Annotated in this window: 16 protein-coding genes; 7 read left to right on the top strand and 9 right to left on the bottom strand. The window is 62.9% G+C overall.

The genetic code is table 11. The features are described 5' to 3' along the window. Nucleotides 1-5: 5 nt before the first annotated feature. Nucleotides 6-128, bottom strand: a complete 123-nt coding sequence (locus AKV04_RS27990; RefSeq protein ID WP_456062144.1) for a Pam3-gp28 family putative phage holin — start codon at nt 126-128, stop codon at nt 6-8. A gap of 77 nt (nt 129-205) precedes the next feature. Between AKV04_RS27990 and AKV04_RS16255 the strand changes: the two genes are divergently transcribed. The 7 genes from AKV04_RS16255 to AKV04_RS16225 all read left to right on the top strand — a co-directional run bounded on the left by AKV04_RS16255 (nt 206) and on the right by AKV04_RS16225 (nt 6866). Beyond that, nucleotides 206-1138: a PLP-dependent cysteine synthase family protein gene (locus AKV04_RS16255; RefSeq protein ID WP_054007503.1), complete on the top strand. Its 933-nt coding sequence runs from the start codon at nt 206-208 to the stop codon at nt 1136-1138. 344 nt (nt 1139-1482) lie between these two features. Next, nucleotides 1483-2460, top strand: coding sequence for a biotin synthase BioB (gene bioB / locus AKV04_RS16250; RefSeq protein WP_054007462.1), 978 nt, complete (start codon nt 1483-1485; stop codon nt 2458-2460). Next, complete coding sequence (locus AKV04_RS16245; RefSeq protein WP_054007461.1) at nt 2457-3575, top strand: 8-amino-7-oxononanoate synthase; 1119 nt, start codon at nt 2457-2459, stop codon at nt 3573-3575. Before bioB ends, AKV04_RS16245 begins: the two co-directional genes overlap by 4 nt. Continuing rightward, nucleotides 3572-4192 (top strand): dethiobiotin synthase, encoded by a 621-nt coding sequence (bioD, locus tag AKV04_RS16240; protein ID WP_054007460.1) that lies wholly within the window; start codon nt 3572-3574, stop codon nt 4190-4192. The genes AKV04_RS16245 and bioD overlap by 4 nt, the downstream gene beginning before the upstream one ends. Further along, complete coding sequence (bioA, locus tag AKV04_RS16235) at nt 4189-5472, top strand: adenosylmethionine--8-amino-7-oxononanoate transaminase (RefSeq protein ID WP_054007459.1); 1284 nt, start codon at nt 4189-4191, stop codon at nt 5470-5472. The genes bioD and bioA overlap by 4 nt, the downstream gene beginning before the upstream one ends. Next, a complete protein-coding gene (locus AKV04_RS16230) occupies nt 5473-6096 on the top strand; it encodes a pimeloyl-ACP methyl esterase BioG family protein (protein WP_054007458.1) in 624 nt (207 codons plus the stop codon). Next, nucleotides 6093-6866 (top strand): methyltransferase, encoded by a 774-nt coding sequence (locus AKV04_RS16225; protein WP_054007457.1) that lies wholly within the window; start codon nt 6093-6095, stop codon nt 6864-6866. Before AKV04_RS16230 ends, AKV04_RS16225 begins: the two co-directional genes overlap by 4 nt. Here AKV04_RS16225 and AKV04_RS16220 read toward each other — a convergent pair. From AKV04_RS16220 to thiC, 8 genes are read right to left on the bottom strand one after another with little or no spacing between them, the layout of a single operon-like run. Further along, nucleotides 6863-7483 (bottom strand): GntR family transcriptional regulator, encoded by a 621-nt coding sequence (locus tag AKV04_RS16220; RefSeq protein ID WP_082351687.1) that lies wholly within the window; start codon nt 7481-7483, stop codon nt 6863-6865. The two genes, AKV04_RS16225 and AKV04_RS16220, sit on opposite strands and share 4 nt — an antisense overlap. 43 nt (nt 7484-7526) lie before the next feature. Further along, complete coding sequence (locus AKV04_RS16215; RefSeq protein WP_054007456.1) at nt 7527-8246, bottom strand: hydroxymethylpyrimidine/phosphomethylpyrimidine kinase; 720 nt, start codon at nt 8244-8246, stop codon at nt 7527-7529. Beyond that, nucleotides 8243-9151, bottom strand: coding sequence for a HesA/MoeB/ThiF family protein (locus tag AKV04_RS16210; protein ID WP_082351686.1), 909 nt, complete (start codon nt 9149-9151; stop codon nt 8243-8245). Before AKV04_RS16210 ends, AKV04_RS16215 begins: the two co-directional genes overlap by 4 nt. After that, on the bottom strand, nt 9148-9738 hold the full coding sequence (locus AKV04_RS16205) for a thiamine phosphate synthase (RefSeq protein ID WP_054007501.1): 591 nt from the start codon (nt 9736-9738) through the stop codon (nt 9148-9150). Before AKV04_RS16205 ends, AKV04_RS16210 begins: the two co-directional genes overlap by 4 nt. 2 nt (nt 9739-9740) lie before the next feature. After that, nucleotides 9741-10514: a thiazole synthase gene (locus AKV04_RS16200; RefSeq protein WP_054007454.1), complete on the bottom strand. Its 774-nt coding sequence runs from the start codon at nt 10512-10514 to the stop codon at nt 9741-9743. Nucleotide 10515: 1 nt separating this feature from the next. Continuing rightward, nucleotides 10516-10710, bottom strand: a complete 195-nt coding sequence (thiS, locus tag AKV04_RS16195) for a sulfur carrier protein ThiS (RefSeq protein WP_054007453.1) — start codon at nt 10708-10710, stop codon at nt 10516-10518. Further along, nucleotides 10700-11641 carry an FAD-dependent oxidoreductase gene (locus AKV04_RS16190; RefSeq protein ID WP_054007452.1) on the bottom strand — a complete coding sequence of 314 codons (942 nt, stop codon included), beginning with the start codon at nt 11639-11641 and terminating at the stop codon, nt 10700-10702. The genes thiS and AKV04_RS16190 overlap by 11 nt, the downstream gene beginning before the upstream one ends. Beyond that, on the bottom strand, nt 11638-13437 hold the full coding sequence (gene thiC, locus AKV04_RS16185; protein WP_054007451.1) for a phosphomethylpyrimidine synthase ThiC: 1800 nt from the start codon (nt 13435-13437) through the stop codon (nt 11638-11640). Before thiC ends, AKV04_RS16190 begins: the two co-directional genes overlap by 4 nt. Nucleotides 13438-13763: the final 326 nt, after the last annotated feature.

Below are 13763 nucleotides of genomic sequence, written 5' to 3'. Positions count from 1 at the left end.
AGCGTTCAAAGCCCCAATTTGTCAGCCACCGACCAAATCACTGACCCGATGGTAAGCATGCCACCGATCACTGGTTCGATGTTAGAAGTTTGAACATAGCCCTTGGCGACGAGCGCCGTGCCCCCGATGGTAAGGATTTGGCGGATGAGGGCGAGGATGGCGGGCTTCAGTATGGTGGTTGACAGATCAGCATTCGATGGGGGGCATGGTGCAAAGCAGCGTGATGGATCTGATCGGCAATACCCCTTTGCTGCCACTGCGCCGTTTGGTGCCGCAGGGGCATGCCCGAGTGTTGGTCAAGCTGGAGCAGGCCAACCCAACCGGCAGCATGAAAGACCGGGCGGCACTTGCCATCGCGCGTTGCGCCGCCCAATCGGGGCGGTTGCATCCCGGCGACACGATTGTCGAATGCACCAGCGGCAGCACCGGCACATCCTTGGCCAGTGTCGCGGTGGCGATGGGCTATAAATGCCTGCTGGTGTCATCGGACGCGTTCAGCGCCGAAAAGCTGGCACATATGCAAGCACTTGGGGCTGAGTTGCAGATTGTCCGCAGTGACAACAAGAAGATCACCGCCGAACTGGTCAAGACCCTGATCGAGACATCGCGGCAACTCAGCCAGCAGCCGGGGCATTTCTGGGCAGATCAGTTCAACAATCCCGATGTTCTGTCGGGCTACACGGACTTGGGCAACGAGATCTGGACGCAGACCGCCGGGCGCGTCGATGCCTTTGTGCAGTTGGTGGGCACTGGCGGCTCGCTGCGCGGCACCGCCGAAGCGCTGCGTCTGCATGACCGCGCCATCCGCATCGTCGCGGTTGAGCCGGCCGAGTCGCCGGTGCTGTCAGGTGGTACCTCCGGAGCCAACCGGATCGAAGGCATCGGGATGGGTTATGTCGTGCCGCTGTGGAAGCCGGACCTTGTGGACGAAATCATCTCCGTGTCGGCCAGTGACGCGATGGCGATGTCGCGTCGTCTGGCCCGCGAGGAAGGAATATTTGCCGGTGCCTCTTCGGGAGCGAATGTGGTCGCGGCATTGAGGCTGGCCGAACGGCTTGGACCGGACGCAACTGTGGTGACCCTGATGATCGACACCGGCATCAAATATCTGAGCACCGAGGTTTACAAAGAGCATTGACCATTGGTCACGGCAGAGCGGCAAAGGTAACAGGACTGCTGGCGTGGCCATTATGGTGCCCGAAGCCTGCGCGGCGACCGGGCGTGCCGCTTCCACTTTTGTACTTGCGTCGTTGTCGCTCGCGACCGGCCGACGTGTTAAGCATGAACCGGGTATAGTGAGCGGTGCGGGTGAGCGAGAGCGATGCAGATGGAGAGTTTGGGTGCGGGCGACCTTGCTGCTGGTCTGGACAGTAGGGAAAAAATATCTATAATTTATAATTTAGACTGCACGCTATGGTATTTTTATCTATTATGTGTGAGATGCTCTCCACAACATTGCTGCCCTGATCCAGGAGGCCACTCTTGCACGCCCAGACCGACCTGCGCACCGATTGGACCCGCGCCGAGGCTGAACAGATTTACTGCCAGCCCTTCAACGACTTGATGTTTCAAGCGCATAGCCTGCATCGGCGCTATTTCGACCCGAATGCGGTGCAGCTTAGCAAGCTGTCGAACATCAAGTCCGGCGGTTGCCCCGAAGATTGTGGCTATTGCAGTCAATCGGCACGTAACGGCTCTGCCCTGCCGGCGTCAAAACTTGTCGAAGTGGAAAAGGTGCTGGCCGAGGCGCGCAAGGCAAAGGCTGGCGGGGCCACGCGGTTTTGTATGGGAGGAGCGTGGCGATCGCCCAAAGACCGCGACATGGCAACGCTGGAGGCGATGGTGCAAGGCGTCAAAATGCTGGGCTTGGAAACCTGTATGACGCTGGGGATGTTGGACGATTTTCAGACGCGGCGGCTGAAGGCGGCGGGATTGGATTATTACAATCACAACATCGACACCTCGGAACGCTATTATCCGCAGGTGATTACAACCCGGACTTTTGCGGATAGGCTGGCGACATTGGCGCGGGTGCGCGACGCGGGTATCAAGGTCTGCGCCGGTGGTATCGTTGGCATGGGCGAGATGCAGATGGATCGCATCGACATGCTGCTGACACTGGCGACGCTGCCCGCGCATCCGGATTCGGTGCCGGTGAACATGTTGATCCCGATGCCCGATACCCCACTGGCCGATGCGCCGCCGCTGGACCCGCTGGAATTTGTGCGCACCATTGCGCTGGCACGGGTGCTGATGCCGAAATCACATGTGCGGCTTTCGGCGGGGCGGTCGGCGATGAGCGCGGAATTGCAGGCAATGTGTTTCTTTGCCGGTGCGAACTCGATGTTTGTGGGCGACAAGTTGTTGACAGCGGACAACCCGGACGAAAGCAGCGATGCGGATTTGTTTCGCCGCTTGGGCATTCGTGCGATGGAGTTCGGAGCCGAAGCTGCGGAATGAACGCTCCTGGCCCAGAACGGCGGTTGCTGGCGGCCTTGCAAGCCAAGGGCCGTTTGCGCAGCTTGCAACCTATCGCCGGGATTGATTTTGCCTCGAATGATTATCTGGGTTTGGCGAATTCGGCAATTCTGCGTGCGGCGGCGCGTGAGGCAGTGGATCGAGGTGTGCCGCTTGGGGCAGGCTCAGCCCGGCTGTTGCGCGGCAACCACGTCGAGCACGAGGCGCTAGAAGCGGAGGCGGCGGTGTTTTTTGGAACCGCGCGGTCGCTGTATCTGGCGAATGGCTACACCGCCAATCTGGCGATTTTCAGCACCTTGCCGCGCCCCGGCGATCTGGTTCTGCACGATGCGCTGATCCATGCCAGCGCGCATGACGGCATGCGGTTTGGTCGGGCTGCGGTCCTGGACTTCGCCCACAATGATGTAACCCATGCCGAGGCGCAGATTGTGGCGTGGCGGCGGGCGGGAGGGGCGGGGCGGATCTGGTTGGCCTGCGAGTCCGTCTACAGCATGGAGGGCGATCTGGCCCCGCTGGCCCCGTTGCAGGCGCTGGCTTTGCGGCACGGCGCGGTGCTGGTGGTGGATGAGGCGCATGCGACCGGGGTGTTCGGGGTGCAGGGGCGCGGCTTGATGGAGGCTGCGGATAACGTGCTGTTGCTGCACACCTGCGGCAAGGCTTTGGGCGCATCCGGCGCGCTGATCTGCGGTGCCGCAGGACTGATTGAGCTGCTGATCAACAAGGCGCGCAGCTTTATCTTTTCAACAGCACCCTCGCCGTTGATGGCGGCATTGGTGCGCGCGGCATTGCGGGAGTTGCAGCAGGGTGCTGCTCAGGCAGAGCTAACGGCGCTGGTCGCGCGCGCGCAAGCGGCGGCGCAGGCATTGGGGCTGCTGCGGTCAGGGTCGCAAATCTTGCCGGTGGTTCTGGGGCAGAATGCGCGGACAATGCAGGTGGCGGCAGCAATGCAGGCGCGCGGCTTTGATCTGCGCGGCATTCGTCCACCGACCGTTCCGGTGGGCACGGCGCGGTTGCGGATTTCTATCACGCGCAATGTGACGATTGCGCAGATTGACACGATGTTTGCCGCATTGGTCGCAGAATTGGAGGCAGTATGACACAGCGATTTATCGTGACGGGTACCGATACTGGCATCGGCAAAACAGTGTTTGCGGCAGGCCTGACCGGGGCGCTTGGTGCCCTCTATTGGAAGCCGGTACAGTCGGGGCTAATGGAAGAAACCGACAGCGATTGTGTTGCGCGGCTTAGCGGTTGTGTCCCCTTGCCAGAGGCCTACCGGCTGCAAATGCCTGCCTCGCCGCATCTGGCCGCCGAGGCGGAAGGGGTAACGATTGACCCGGCGCGGTTGAGCTTGCCCGACAGCAACCCGTTGGTGATCGAAGGCGCGGGTGGCGTGATGGTGCCGTTGACGCGCGACACCCTGTTTGTCGATGTGTTCGCGCGCTGGCACCTGCCGGTGATCCTCTGCGCGCGGACCAGTCTGGGCACGATCAACCACAGTCTGCTGTCACTGGTGGCGCTGCGCCAACGCGGCTGCGCGCTGCTGGGCATGGCCTTTATCGGCGAGGCCAATCCGCAGGTTGAGGCTACAATCTGCGAGATCGGTGCGTGCCGCAATCTGGGGCGGTTGCCGATGTTGCCCATGCTGACTGCGGGCGGTCTGCGCTACGCCTTTGCGGCTGGCTTTGACCTTGCCGCTTTTGATCCTGCATGACGGACCTGGCTTTTGACCGAGATCACCTCTGGCATCCCTATGCCAGCGTCAGCACCGCCGGGCCAGTGCATCTGGTGACAGGGGCGAGAGGCGTGCGGTTGACGCTGGATGACGGCCGGCAGATGATTGACGCGATGTCGTCGTGGTGGTGCGCCATCCACGGCTATGGCCAGCCTGCGATCGTGCAGGCGATCAGCAATCAGGCGCAGACGATGGCGCATGTGATGTTTGGCGGGCTGACCCATACCCCCGCGATCCGGTTGGGGCAGCAGTTGCTGGCGATCACGCCGGCCGGATTGCCGCGGATTTTCTACTGCGATTCCGGCTCGGTGTCGGTCGAGGTGGCGCTGAAACTGGCAGTGCAATATCAGGTGGCGCAGGGCCGGCCGGGAAAAGTGCGCTTTGCCACACCGCGCGGCGGCTATCATGGCGACACTTGGAAAGCGATGAGCGTCTGCGACCCGGTGACCGGGATGCACCAGATTTTCGCCGGTGCGCTGAGCCCGCAGTATTTCTGCGCACAGCCGCCGCTGCGGTATGGTGCGGAGTGGGTTGAGGATGAAGCGCAAAACGGTTTGGGCGATTTGCGAAGGCTGTTGGCAGCTCATCACGCGCAGATTGCTGGGTTAATTTTGGAACCCGTGGTGCAGGGTGCGGGCGGGATGTATTTCTACCACCCGACCTATTTGACCCGCGCACGCGCACTCTGTGATGCTTTCGATGTGCTATTGATTTTCGACGAAATTGCCACCGGATTTGGCCGCACCGGACGGATGTTTGCCACCGAGATGACCGGGGTGCGGCCAGATATTTTGTGCCTTGGCAAGGCTTTGAGCGGCGGCGCGATGTCTTTTGCCGCCACGCTGACCACAGATGCCATCGCGCTGGCGATCAGTGCGGCCACGCCGGGCGTGTTCATGCATGGGCCGACATTCATGGCCAATCCGCTGGCCTGTGCTGCCGCCAGTGCCAGCCTGTCGCTATTGGACACGACGCCTTGGCAAAGCCGCGTCGCCGCGATTGAGGCGCAGCTGCAAACCGAGCTGCGCCCCGCGCGCAGCCTTTCCGGCGTGGCAGATGTGCGGGTGCTGGGCGCGATTGGCGTGATCGAGATGGATCATGAGGTCAGCGCAGCGCAAGCGCATCCGCTGTGCAAAGACTTGGGCGTCTGGCTGCGCCCGTTTGGCCGCAATATTTATTGTATGCCGCCGTTTATCACGGGGGCTGATGATCTATCGCAGATCAGCCATGCCATGTTTGAACTGGCCAAGGTGTTGTAAATGCGCGTTGATTGGTTGCGAAAGTCCGAAGGTGCGAAGGAAGTCACCGTGATATTCGGCGGCTGGGCGGTAGGGCCGCAGATCTGGTTGACGCTGCAAAGTGCGGCCGATCTGCTGTTTGTCAGCGATTACCGCAGCCTTGACGCCGCCCTGCCAGAGCTTGGCGGTTATGCGGCGCGCAGTCTGATTTCATGGTCGTTCGGCGTGGCGACTTATACGCTGTGGCAGGCGGGGCGGGTTGATCCATTTCAGCGCAAGGTGGCACTGTGCGGCAGTATGACTCCGGTGAACCGGCTGACCGGGATCGCGCCGCAACGGCTGCAGGTGACGGCCAACAGCCTGTCGCAGGCCAGTTTTGCCACGTTTCAGACCCGGTGTTTTGGTGCAGAACAGCCGGAGCAGCAGATTGACCTTGCCGCCTGCCGCGCCGAATTGCTGGCGATTGCGGCGCGCGACTATCCGGTGCAAGTGGCGTGGGATCGGGTTTGGATCGCCCGGCAGGATCAGATTTTTCCGCTGCCCAATATGCTGCGGGCGTGGGCGGGGTGCGCCGCCGTGCGCCTGATCGACGCGCCGCACGCGCCGTTCGCGCAATGGTCGCGGCTGCAGGACGTGCTGGCATGACGGAGCACGCGCCCCACCCCAAAATCGGCGCGCATTTCCGGCGCGCGCTGGCCAGCTATACCGCCGATGCGGGCGTGCAGGCGCAAATTGCGACGGGGTTGGCACAGGCGATCGCCGCCGCATCCCCGGCACAGGGCTATCGCACCGGTTTTGAGTTTGGCTGCGGCACCGGGTTTTTGACCCGCGCTTTGCGGGATCGGAATTGTTGCTCAAACTGGCTGATCAACGATTTGCTGCCCGAGGCGCAGGCGCAAATCGCGCCGCTGTTTGCTGGCCATCGTGCTTGGGAATTCCGGGCGGGTGCAGTTGAAAAGATGGAGCTTCCGCAAGGATTCGACCTGATCACTGCCGCCTCAGCGGTGCAATGGGTGCGTGATGTGCCTGCTTTGCTGGCCCGGTTGACGGGGGCGCTGACCTCTGGCGGCGTGCTGGCGCTGAGCAGCTTTACGCCCCGGCATTTCGTTGAATTGCGGACTTTGGTGCCGGGCAATTCGGGAATGAGCTATCACGGGGCGCAGGATTGGCAGAGGATGCTTGCCGCGCTGAATCTTCTGGAGCTACGGGCCGCAGAACAGGTGCTGCGCATTGCCTCGCCCCGCGAGGTGCTGCTGCATCTGCGCCGAACTGGAGTGAATGCCACAGCGCAGGTTCCGTGGTCGCGGGGCCATTTGTCGGCATTTGAACAGGCCTATCGCGCGCAATTCCCCGATGGCGCGGGCGGCGTGACGCTGACCTATGCGCCGATTCGGGTGTTGGCGCGGCGGCGTTAACGCAACCGCTGCAAATGCCGGATCAGAATTGCCACCGCTGCTTCGGTGTCTTTGCGTAGCAGCGCAGACAGGATGTTGCGGTGGTCAATGTCGGTGCGGCTTTCCCAATCGGCGCGCCAAGTGGCGTGAAAATGCCGCGCGCTGAGCAGTTGCAGCGTGCCGATTTCGGCCAGCAGGCGCGGCATCGCACAGGGAGAAACCAAGGCATAATGGAAGCCGCGATTATGAATCTCCCAATCCAATCTGTTGTCTGCGGTATCGCAGGAAATGCGGGCGGCATCGACACGTGCAAAGTCCGCCGGGGCCATCACGGGGGCTGCGTGTCGCAAGGCAAGCACCTCTAGCGCCAGCCGCATGTCCAGCACCTCGCGCATATCGTCGCGGCTGAGCGGGGCTACGCGCACGCCACGGCGCGGCTCGTTGGTAGCAAGGCCCTTAGCGACCAGTCGTAAAAACGCTTCGCGCACGGGCACATGACTGGCATTATGCGCTTGCGCGATGTGATCTTGGCGAAGCTTTTCACCGGGGGCGAGATCGCCGCGCACGATTTGCTCGGTCAGCGCGTTGGCGATTCGGTCGGAGAGGGTTTCTGTTGGGGGCGTGTCGGAGTTAGCCATATTTATAGATAAAATGGCTGCGGTGCCGAACGCAATGCTTAACTTAGCAGCTCGCCAGCCACTGCTGCAAATACTCGCGGGCGACGGCGCAGGCCTCCGGCAGATCGTATCCCCGTGCCAGAGCCGATGCCAAAGCCGTTGCAAGAGTGCAGCCTGTACCGCGTTTGTCATTGGGCAGGCGCGGGGCGGTGAAGGCAAGAGTTGGCTGGCCGGGGCGGTGCAGCCAGTCTGTGGCCCACGGCCCGCTGGCATGGCCGCCTTTCAACAGCACCGCCTGCGCGCCCATGGCGATCAGGGCCGCCGCCGTAGCATTTCGGGTGTGGTCGTCCATCGCCTCAGGCAGGCCGGTCAGTTTGGCCGCTTCAGGCAGATTTGGCGTGATCAGCGTCGCGCGTGCCAGCAAATGCTGAAGCAGGGCGGCACGTCCGGCCGCATCCAGCAGCTCGGCACCCGAACTTGCGGCCAGCACCGGATCGAGGACAAAAGGAATGCCGCATGGCAGTGCCCGGGCGACTGCCAGCACGATACCTGCATTGGCCAGCATGCCGGATTTGATCGCCCGAACCGATCCGGCGGCCGCGATCTGCGCCGCCACGACCGCCGGGGGCACCGGGTGCAGTGCCGTCACGCCCATCGCCCCTTGCGCGGTTACCGCGGTCACCGCGACCCGTGCCGTCAGCTCGTGTTCGGCCAACACGGCACAATCGCGCAGCACTCCGGCGTCACCGGAACTGTCAAGCCCGGCAATGACCAGAACGCTCATTGGCCGTCTGCCAGCAGAACCACGTCTTTCGCCCCGCGCGCGGCGAGAATTTCTGCGGCACGCCAGGCCCGCAGTCCGGTCTTGCAGGCCAGAACGATCCGGCATTGGGGCAGAACCAGTGTGGAAAGATCGGGCGGTGCCGCGCGCAGATCAATCAGTGTGTCCGACGGCAAAGAGCTGGCAATAAAGGCAAAACCGGCAATCTCTTCGGCTTTCGAGAACTCAAAGCCTCCGAAGTGCCAGCGTTGCAGATCCAACGTGACCATCCGGCCAAGCGGCGAGGGGGTCATGCCCAACAGCACCGCCAGCGCCATCTGCGCCTGCATCGCGCCTAGAACCGCCACCGCAGGACCAAGCACCCCCGCGGTGGCACAGGTGCCCGCCGCCGCGTCGGGTTTGGGGAAGACCGCACGGAAGCTGGGCGCGCCGCCGCAAAACCCGCCGACAAAGCCCGCCATACCAAGAATCGAGGCCGCGATCAGCGGCTTTCCCGCCGTAAAACACAAGTCAGACAGCGCGTAAGACGTGGCAAAATTATCGGCCGCATCGAGGATCAGGTCAGCCGAAGCGACCAGAGATTCATCCTGCGGACCCGCGCGGATGATGCGGGCCTGCACCTGACAATCAGGGTTGATCGCCCGCACCCGCGCCGCCGCCACCTGCGCCTTAGCCTGACCAAGATCGTGCATCGTATAAAGCGGCTGGCGGTGCAGGTTGCTCGCCTCCACCACATCGGCGTCCAGGATGGTCAACCGCCCAACTCCTGCGCCCGCCAGAGCCGGGATCACAGTTGACCCAAGGCCGCCGGCGCCAACCACTACGACATGAGCCGCTTGTAACTGCGCTTGGCCCAAAGCGCCGAACTGCGGCAGGATCATCTGGCGGGCATAGCGTTCATTGCTCATCTGGTCGCCCTCAGCCAGGTTTGGGTCTGTGCGACGGGGTCCTGGGCCGTGACGATATCGGTCACCACGGCGGCACTGTCAGCCCCGGCCGCAAATACGCCGGGCAGACGGGGCAGGGTCAAGCCGCCGATGGCGACAAGGGGCAGGGCGCTGATCCAGGTCTTCCAGCGGGTCAGCTTTTCCAGCCCCTGCGGCTGCCACGGCATCTGCTTCAACAGCGTCGGATAGATCGGCCCCAGCGCCACATACGCCGGGCTTAGCGACAAGGCGCGCTCCAACTCCGCCTCATCATGGGTGGACATGCCAATCGCAACTCCGGCGCGGCGCAGGGCTGGCAGATCGGCGGTATCCAGATCTTCCTGCCCCAAATGCACAGCATCGGCGCCAAGGTCGATGGCCGTTTGCCAATGGTCGTTGACCACCAGTTGCGTACCATGTTTGGCACAGATTTCAAGGCTTTGCGCGACTTGACGGCGCACTTCTGCCACATCATCGGACTTCAGGCGCAATTGTACCAAGCGCGCGCCCAAGGGCACCAAAGCCGCCAGCATCGTTGCATCCGGCAGGATCAGATAGAACCGGTCCAGCCTCATGCCAACACCGTCGCCAAATCCGCCATGCCAAAGATCGGGGTCGAGGGGGACGCCATGTCACGTGGCGGTATCAGGCCTGCCAGATGTGCTGCCCGCCCCGCCTGCACGGCTTGACCGAAGGCGCGAGCCATGGCCACCGGATCGCCCGCCTTGGCGACGGCAGTGTTCAGAAGAACCCCGTCAAAGCCCATCTCCATCGCCAAAGCCGCTTGGCTTGGCGCGCCGATTCCGGCATCGACAATCAGCGGCACGCTCGGAAAATGCGCCCGCATGGTCGCCAAAGCCTCGCGGTGGCGCAGGCCCTGACCGGAGCCTATGGGCGCACCCCAGGGCATCAGCACGCGGCATCCGGCATCCACCAGACGCTCGCCCACAATCAGGTCTTCGGTGGTGTAGGGGAAGACCTCAAAGCCTTCAGCCACCAGAATGCCTGCCGCTTCGACCAGCGCGAAAGGATCGGGCTGCAGGGTATCGGCATGGCCGATCACCTCCAGCTTGATCCAGTTGGTTTCAAACAGATCGCGCGCCATGCAAGCTGTCGTCACCGCCTCTTGCGCCGAATGACACCCGGCAGTGTTGGGCAGGATCCGGCAGCCAGCGGCTTGGATTAGCGGCCAGAAGCCGGTGCCGTGCCCGCCTTCACGCCGCAGCGAAACCGTAACCACCGCAGCGCCCGAAGCGGTGATGGCCTGTGCAAGGGTGGCAGGCGAGGGATATTGTGCTGTTCCCAGCAGCAGGTCTGAGCCGAGGTCAGTGTCATAGACCCTCATCTCAACCCCCTTGCATCGGGGACAGTGCCTCGACCCGGTCGCCGTTGTTCAGGGTAGTGATGGCGCGCGCCGATCCTGCCACGAATAGCCCGTTTACGGCGGTGGCCAACGGGCCGGTCAGCCCCAATTCGGTCAAGGCGGCGGCGAGAGTTGTGGCGGTTATGGTTTGCGGGCGGCCGTTCAGGTCAATCTGCATGGATGGGCTCCGGGATTATGGTGAGGCGCGCCGCCAGTTGCTGCGCCAGCGCAGGGGCCAGCAGGAAGCCGTGGCGGTAGAGGCCGTTGAGGTGCCAGCGCCCGGCGTCATGCTGCACGGTCGGGATGTTGTCGGCATAGGCCGGACGCAGGCCAGCGCCAGTTTCGATGATTTCCGCCTCAGCTAAAGTGGGGTGAATGGCGAAGGCGGCAGAGAGCAGCTCCATCGTAGAGCGGGCGGTGATCGGCCCTGCATGGTCGGACTCCACCATCGTCGCTCCCAACATGAAAGTGTTTTTGCCGCGCGGCACAAGATAACAGGGGAAGCGCGGATGCAGCAGCCGGATCGGGCGCGACAGGGTCAGATCCGGGCAGCGCAGCAGCAGCATCTCGCCCCGCACGGCGCGCAAAGCGGGCAGGCGGTCCCGCGCGGCGATGCCGCGACAATCGACGATCTGGCCTTGAGCGGTCCGGTCAAAGGCGACACCTTTGGCACGCAGCGTGGCAGCCAGCGCAGCGAGGGCGGCGCGGGGGTCAAGATGGGCTTCGTCCGCAAAGAACAGGCCCCGGGAAAACCGCCCCGCCAAGGCCGGTTCCAGAGCTGTGATTCCAGTGCCATCCAACGCTTGATGCCCCGTGGAGCGGCTGGCAAAGCGCCGCAACTCCGTGCCGTCACGCGGCGGCGCGATCACCAAGGTGCCGCAGCGGTGAACGCCCGGCACGCGGGCCTCCCACCAACCCGCAGCGCCGCGCCCAAGCGTGGTGACAAGAGCCGGGGCGGCTTCGGCTTCGCAGAACGGGGCGAGCATGCCGCCCGCCAAATGGCTGGCGCTTGGGCCTTGCGGCGCGGCGAGTTGCACCGCCAGCCCCGCCTCGGTCAGGGCGGTGGCGGCACACAGCCCCGCCCCGCCCATGCCCAGAACGGTGATCATTCCGCGACGACTGGCATGTAAAGCTGGCCACCGTCGCGGAACTTTTCCGCCATCGCCGCCATGCCTTCCTTCTGCGCCTCCGCCCTTATGTCGTGGCTGATCTTCATCGAGCAGAACTTCGGCCCGCACATTGAACAGAAATGCGCGGTCTTATGGGCGTCCTTCGGCAGGGTTTCGTCATGGAACGACCGCGCGGTGTCGGGGTCCAGCGACAGGTTGAACTGATCCTCCCAGCGAAACTCGAACCTTGCGCGGCTCAGCGCATCATCGCGCAGCTGTGCGCCGGGCAGACCCTTGGCCAGATCGGCGGCATGGGCGGCGATCTTGTAGGTGATCACCCCGACCTTCACATCAATACGGTCGGGCAGGCCCAGATGCTCTTTCGGTGTCACATAGCAGAGCATCGCCGTGCCGAACCAACCGATCATTGCCGCACCAATGGCACTGGTGATATGGTCATAACCCGGAGCAATGTCGGTGGTCAGCGGCCCTAAAGTATAGAACGGTGCCTCGCCGCAGGTGGCCAGTTGCTTGTCCATATTGGCTTTGATCTTGTGCATGGCGACATGGCCCGGCCCTTCGATCATCACCTGACAGTCACGCGCCCAAGCCACCTGGGTCAGCTCGCCCAGCGTCTCCAACTCGGCAAATTGCGCCGCGTCATTGGCGTCGGCGATGGAACCAGGGCGCAAGCCGTCGCCAAGGCTGAAAGACACGTCATAGGCGCGACAAATCTCGCAAATCTCGGCGAAATGAGTGTAGAGAAAGCTTTCGCGGTGATGGAACAGGCACCATTTCGCCATGATCGAGCCGCCGCGCGACACGATCCCGGTCACCCGGTTGGCGGTCAGGTGGATGTATTTCAGCCGCACCCCGGCGTGGATGGTGAAGTAATCAACGCCCTGTTCGGCCTGCTCGATCAAAGTGTCGCGGTAGATCTCCCAGGTCAAATCTTCAGCAACGCCGTTCACCTTTTCCAAGGCCTGATACAAAGGCACCGTGCCAATCGGCACCGGCGAATTGCGCAGGATCCATTCACGGGTGTTGTGGATGTTGCGGCCTGTGGACAGGTCCATCACGGTATCGGCCCCCCAGCGGATCGCCCAGACCATCTTGTCGACTTCCTCCGCCATCGAGGAGGTGACGGCAGAGATCCCCATATTGGCGTTGATCTTGACCGCGAAATTGCGGCCGATGATCATCGGCTCCAGTTCCGGGTGATTGATGTTGGCGGGAATGATCGCCCGGCCAGCGGCGATTTCCGAGCGCACAAATTCCGGCGTGACCAGATCGGGGATCGAGGCACCAAAATCCTCACCATCGCGCGGCGGGGTTTGCGTGCGCCCCAGATTTTCGCGAATCGCTACGAACTCCATTTCGGGCGTGATCACCCCGGCGCGGGCATAGGCCAACTGGGTAACCGCAGCGCCGTTTAGTGCGCGGTGCGGCTCCGGGCGGATCGGAAAGGCGGGGACCAGATGGCTTGCGGGGGTAAAGCCGTTGTCAGCATCCTGCACGACGCGACCCATATAGGACTCGGTATCACCGCGTGCCGCGATCCACGCGGTTCGTACAGAAACAAGCCCCGCACCAATGTCGATTTGCGCCGCAGGATCGGTGTAGGGGCCAGAGGCGTCATAGATTACCACCGGCGGCTCTCCCGCCGTGGGGTGTAGTGCAATCTGGCGCATCGGCACGCGGATATCGGGGTGAACTGCGCCCGCCAGATGGATTTTGGTCGAGGCAGGCAGCGGCCCGGTGGTCACTTGCGGGTCGATATTGGTCACATGGTTCATCTTTTGCCCTTTCAAAGCACAAGATGACCCAAGCGGATGATGAGGCAGGAGCTGGGGCGCAGGCATGCCCCCGAAAGGCCCCTCCGCACGGAAAGGGCGACCGTTTGTGCTTCCTACGCCAGTATCAACTGGGTCAGGTTCAAAGGGTCGCAGCGCCGCTCCGGGTTACCCCATTGCCATCTGCCTCTCAGTCCCTGCGGCGGGACTCCCCTGACGTATGCGCAGGATAGGGGGGAGAATTGACCGGGTCAATCTTCGTAATGCATCGCTTAGCCCTTCTGTGGCATCGCTTCCGTGCTGGCGCGTCCGATCTTGGGAAGTCTGGA

Source organism: Cypionkella psychrotolerans (assembly GCF_001294535.1).
In the GTDB taxonomy this organism is placed as follows: Bacteria; Pseudomonadota; Alphaproteobacteria; order Rhodobacterales; family Rhodobacteraceae; genus Cypionkella; species Cypionkella psychrotolerans.
This window is presented reverse-complemented; position numbering and strand designations above follow the sequence as displayed.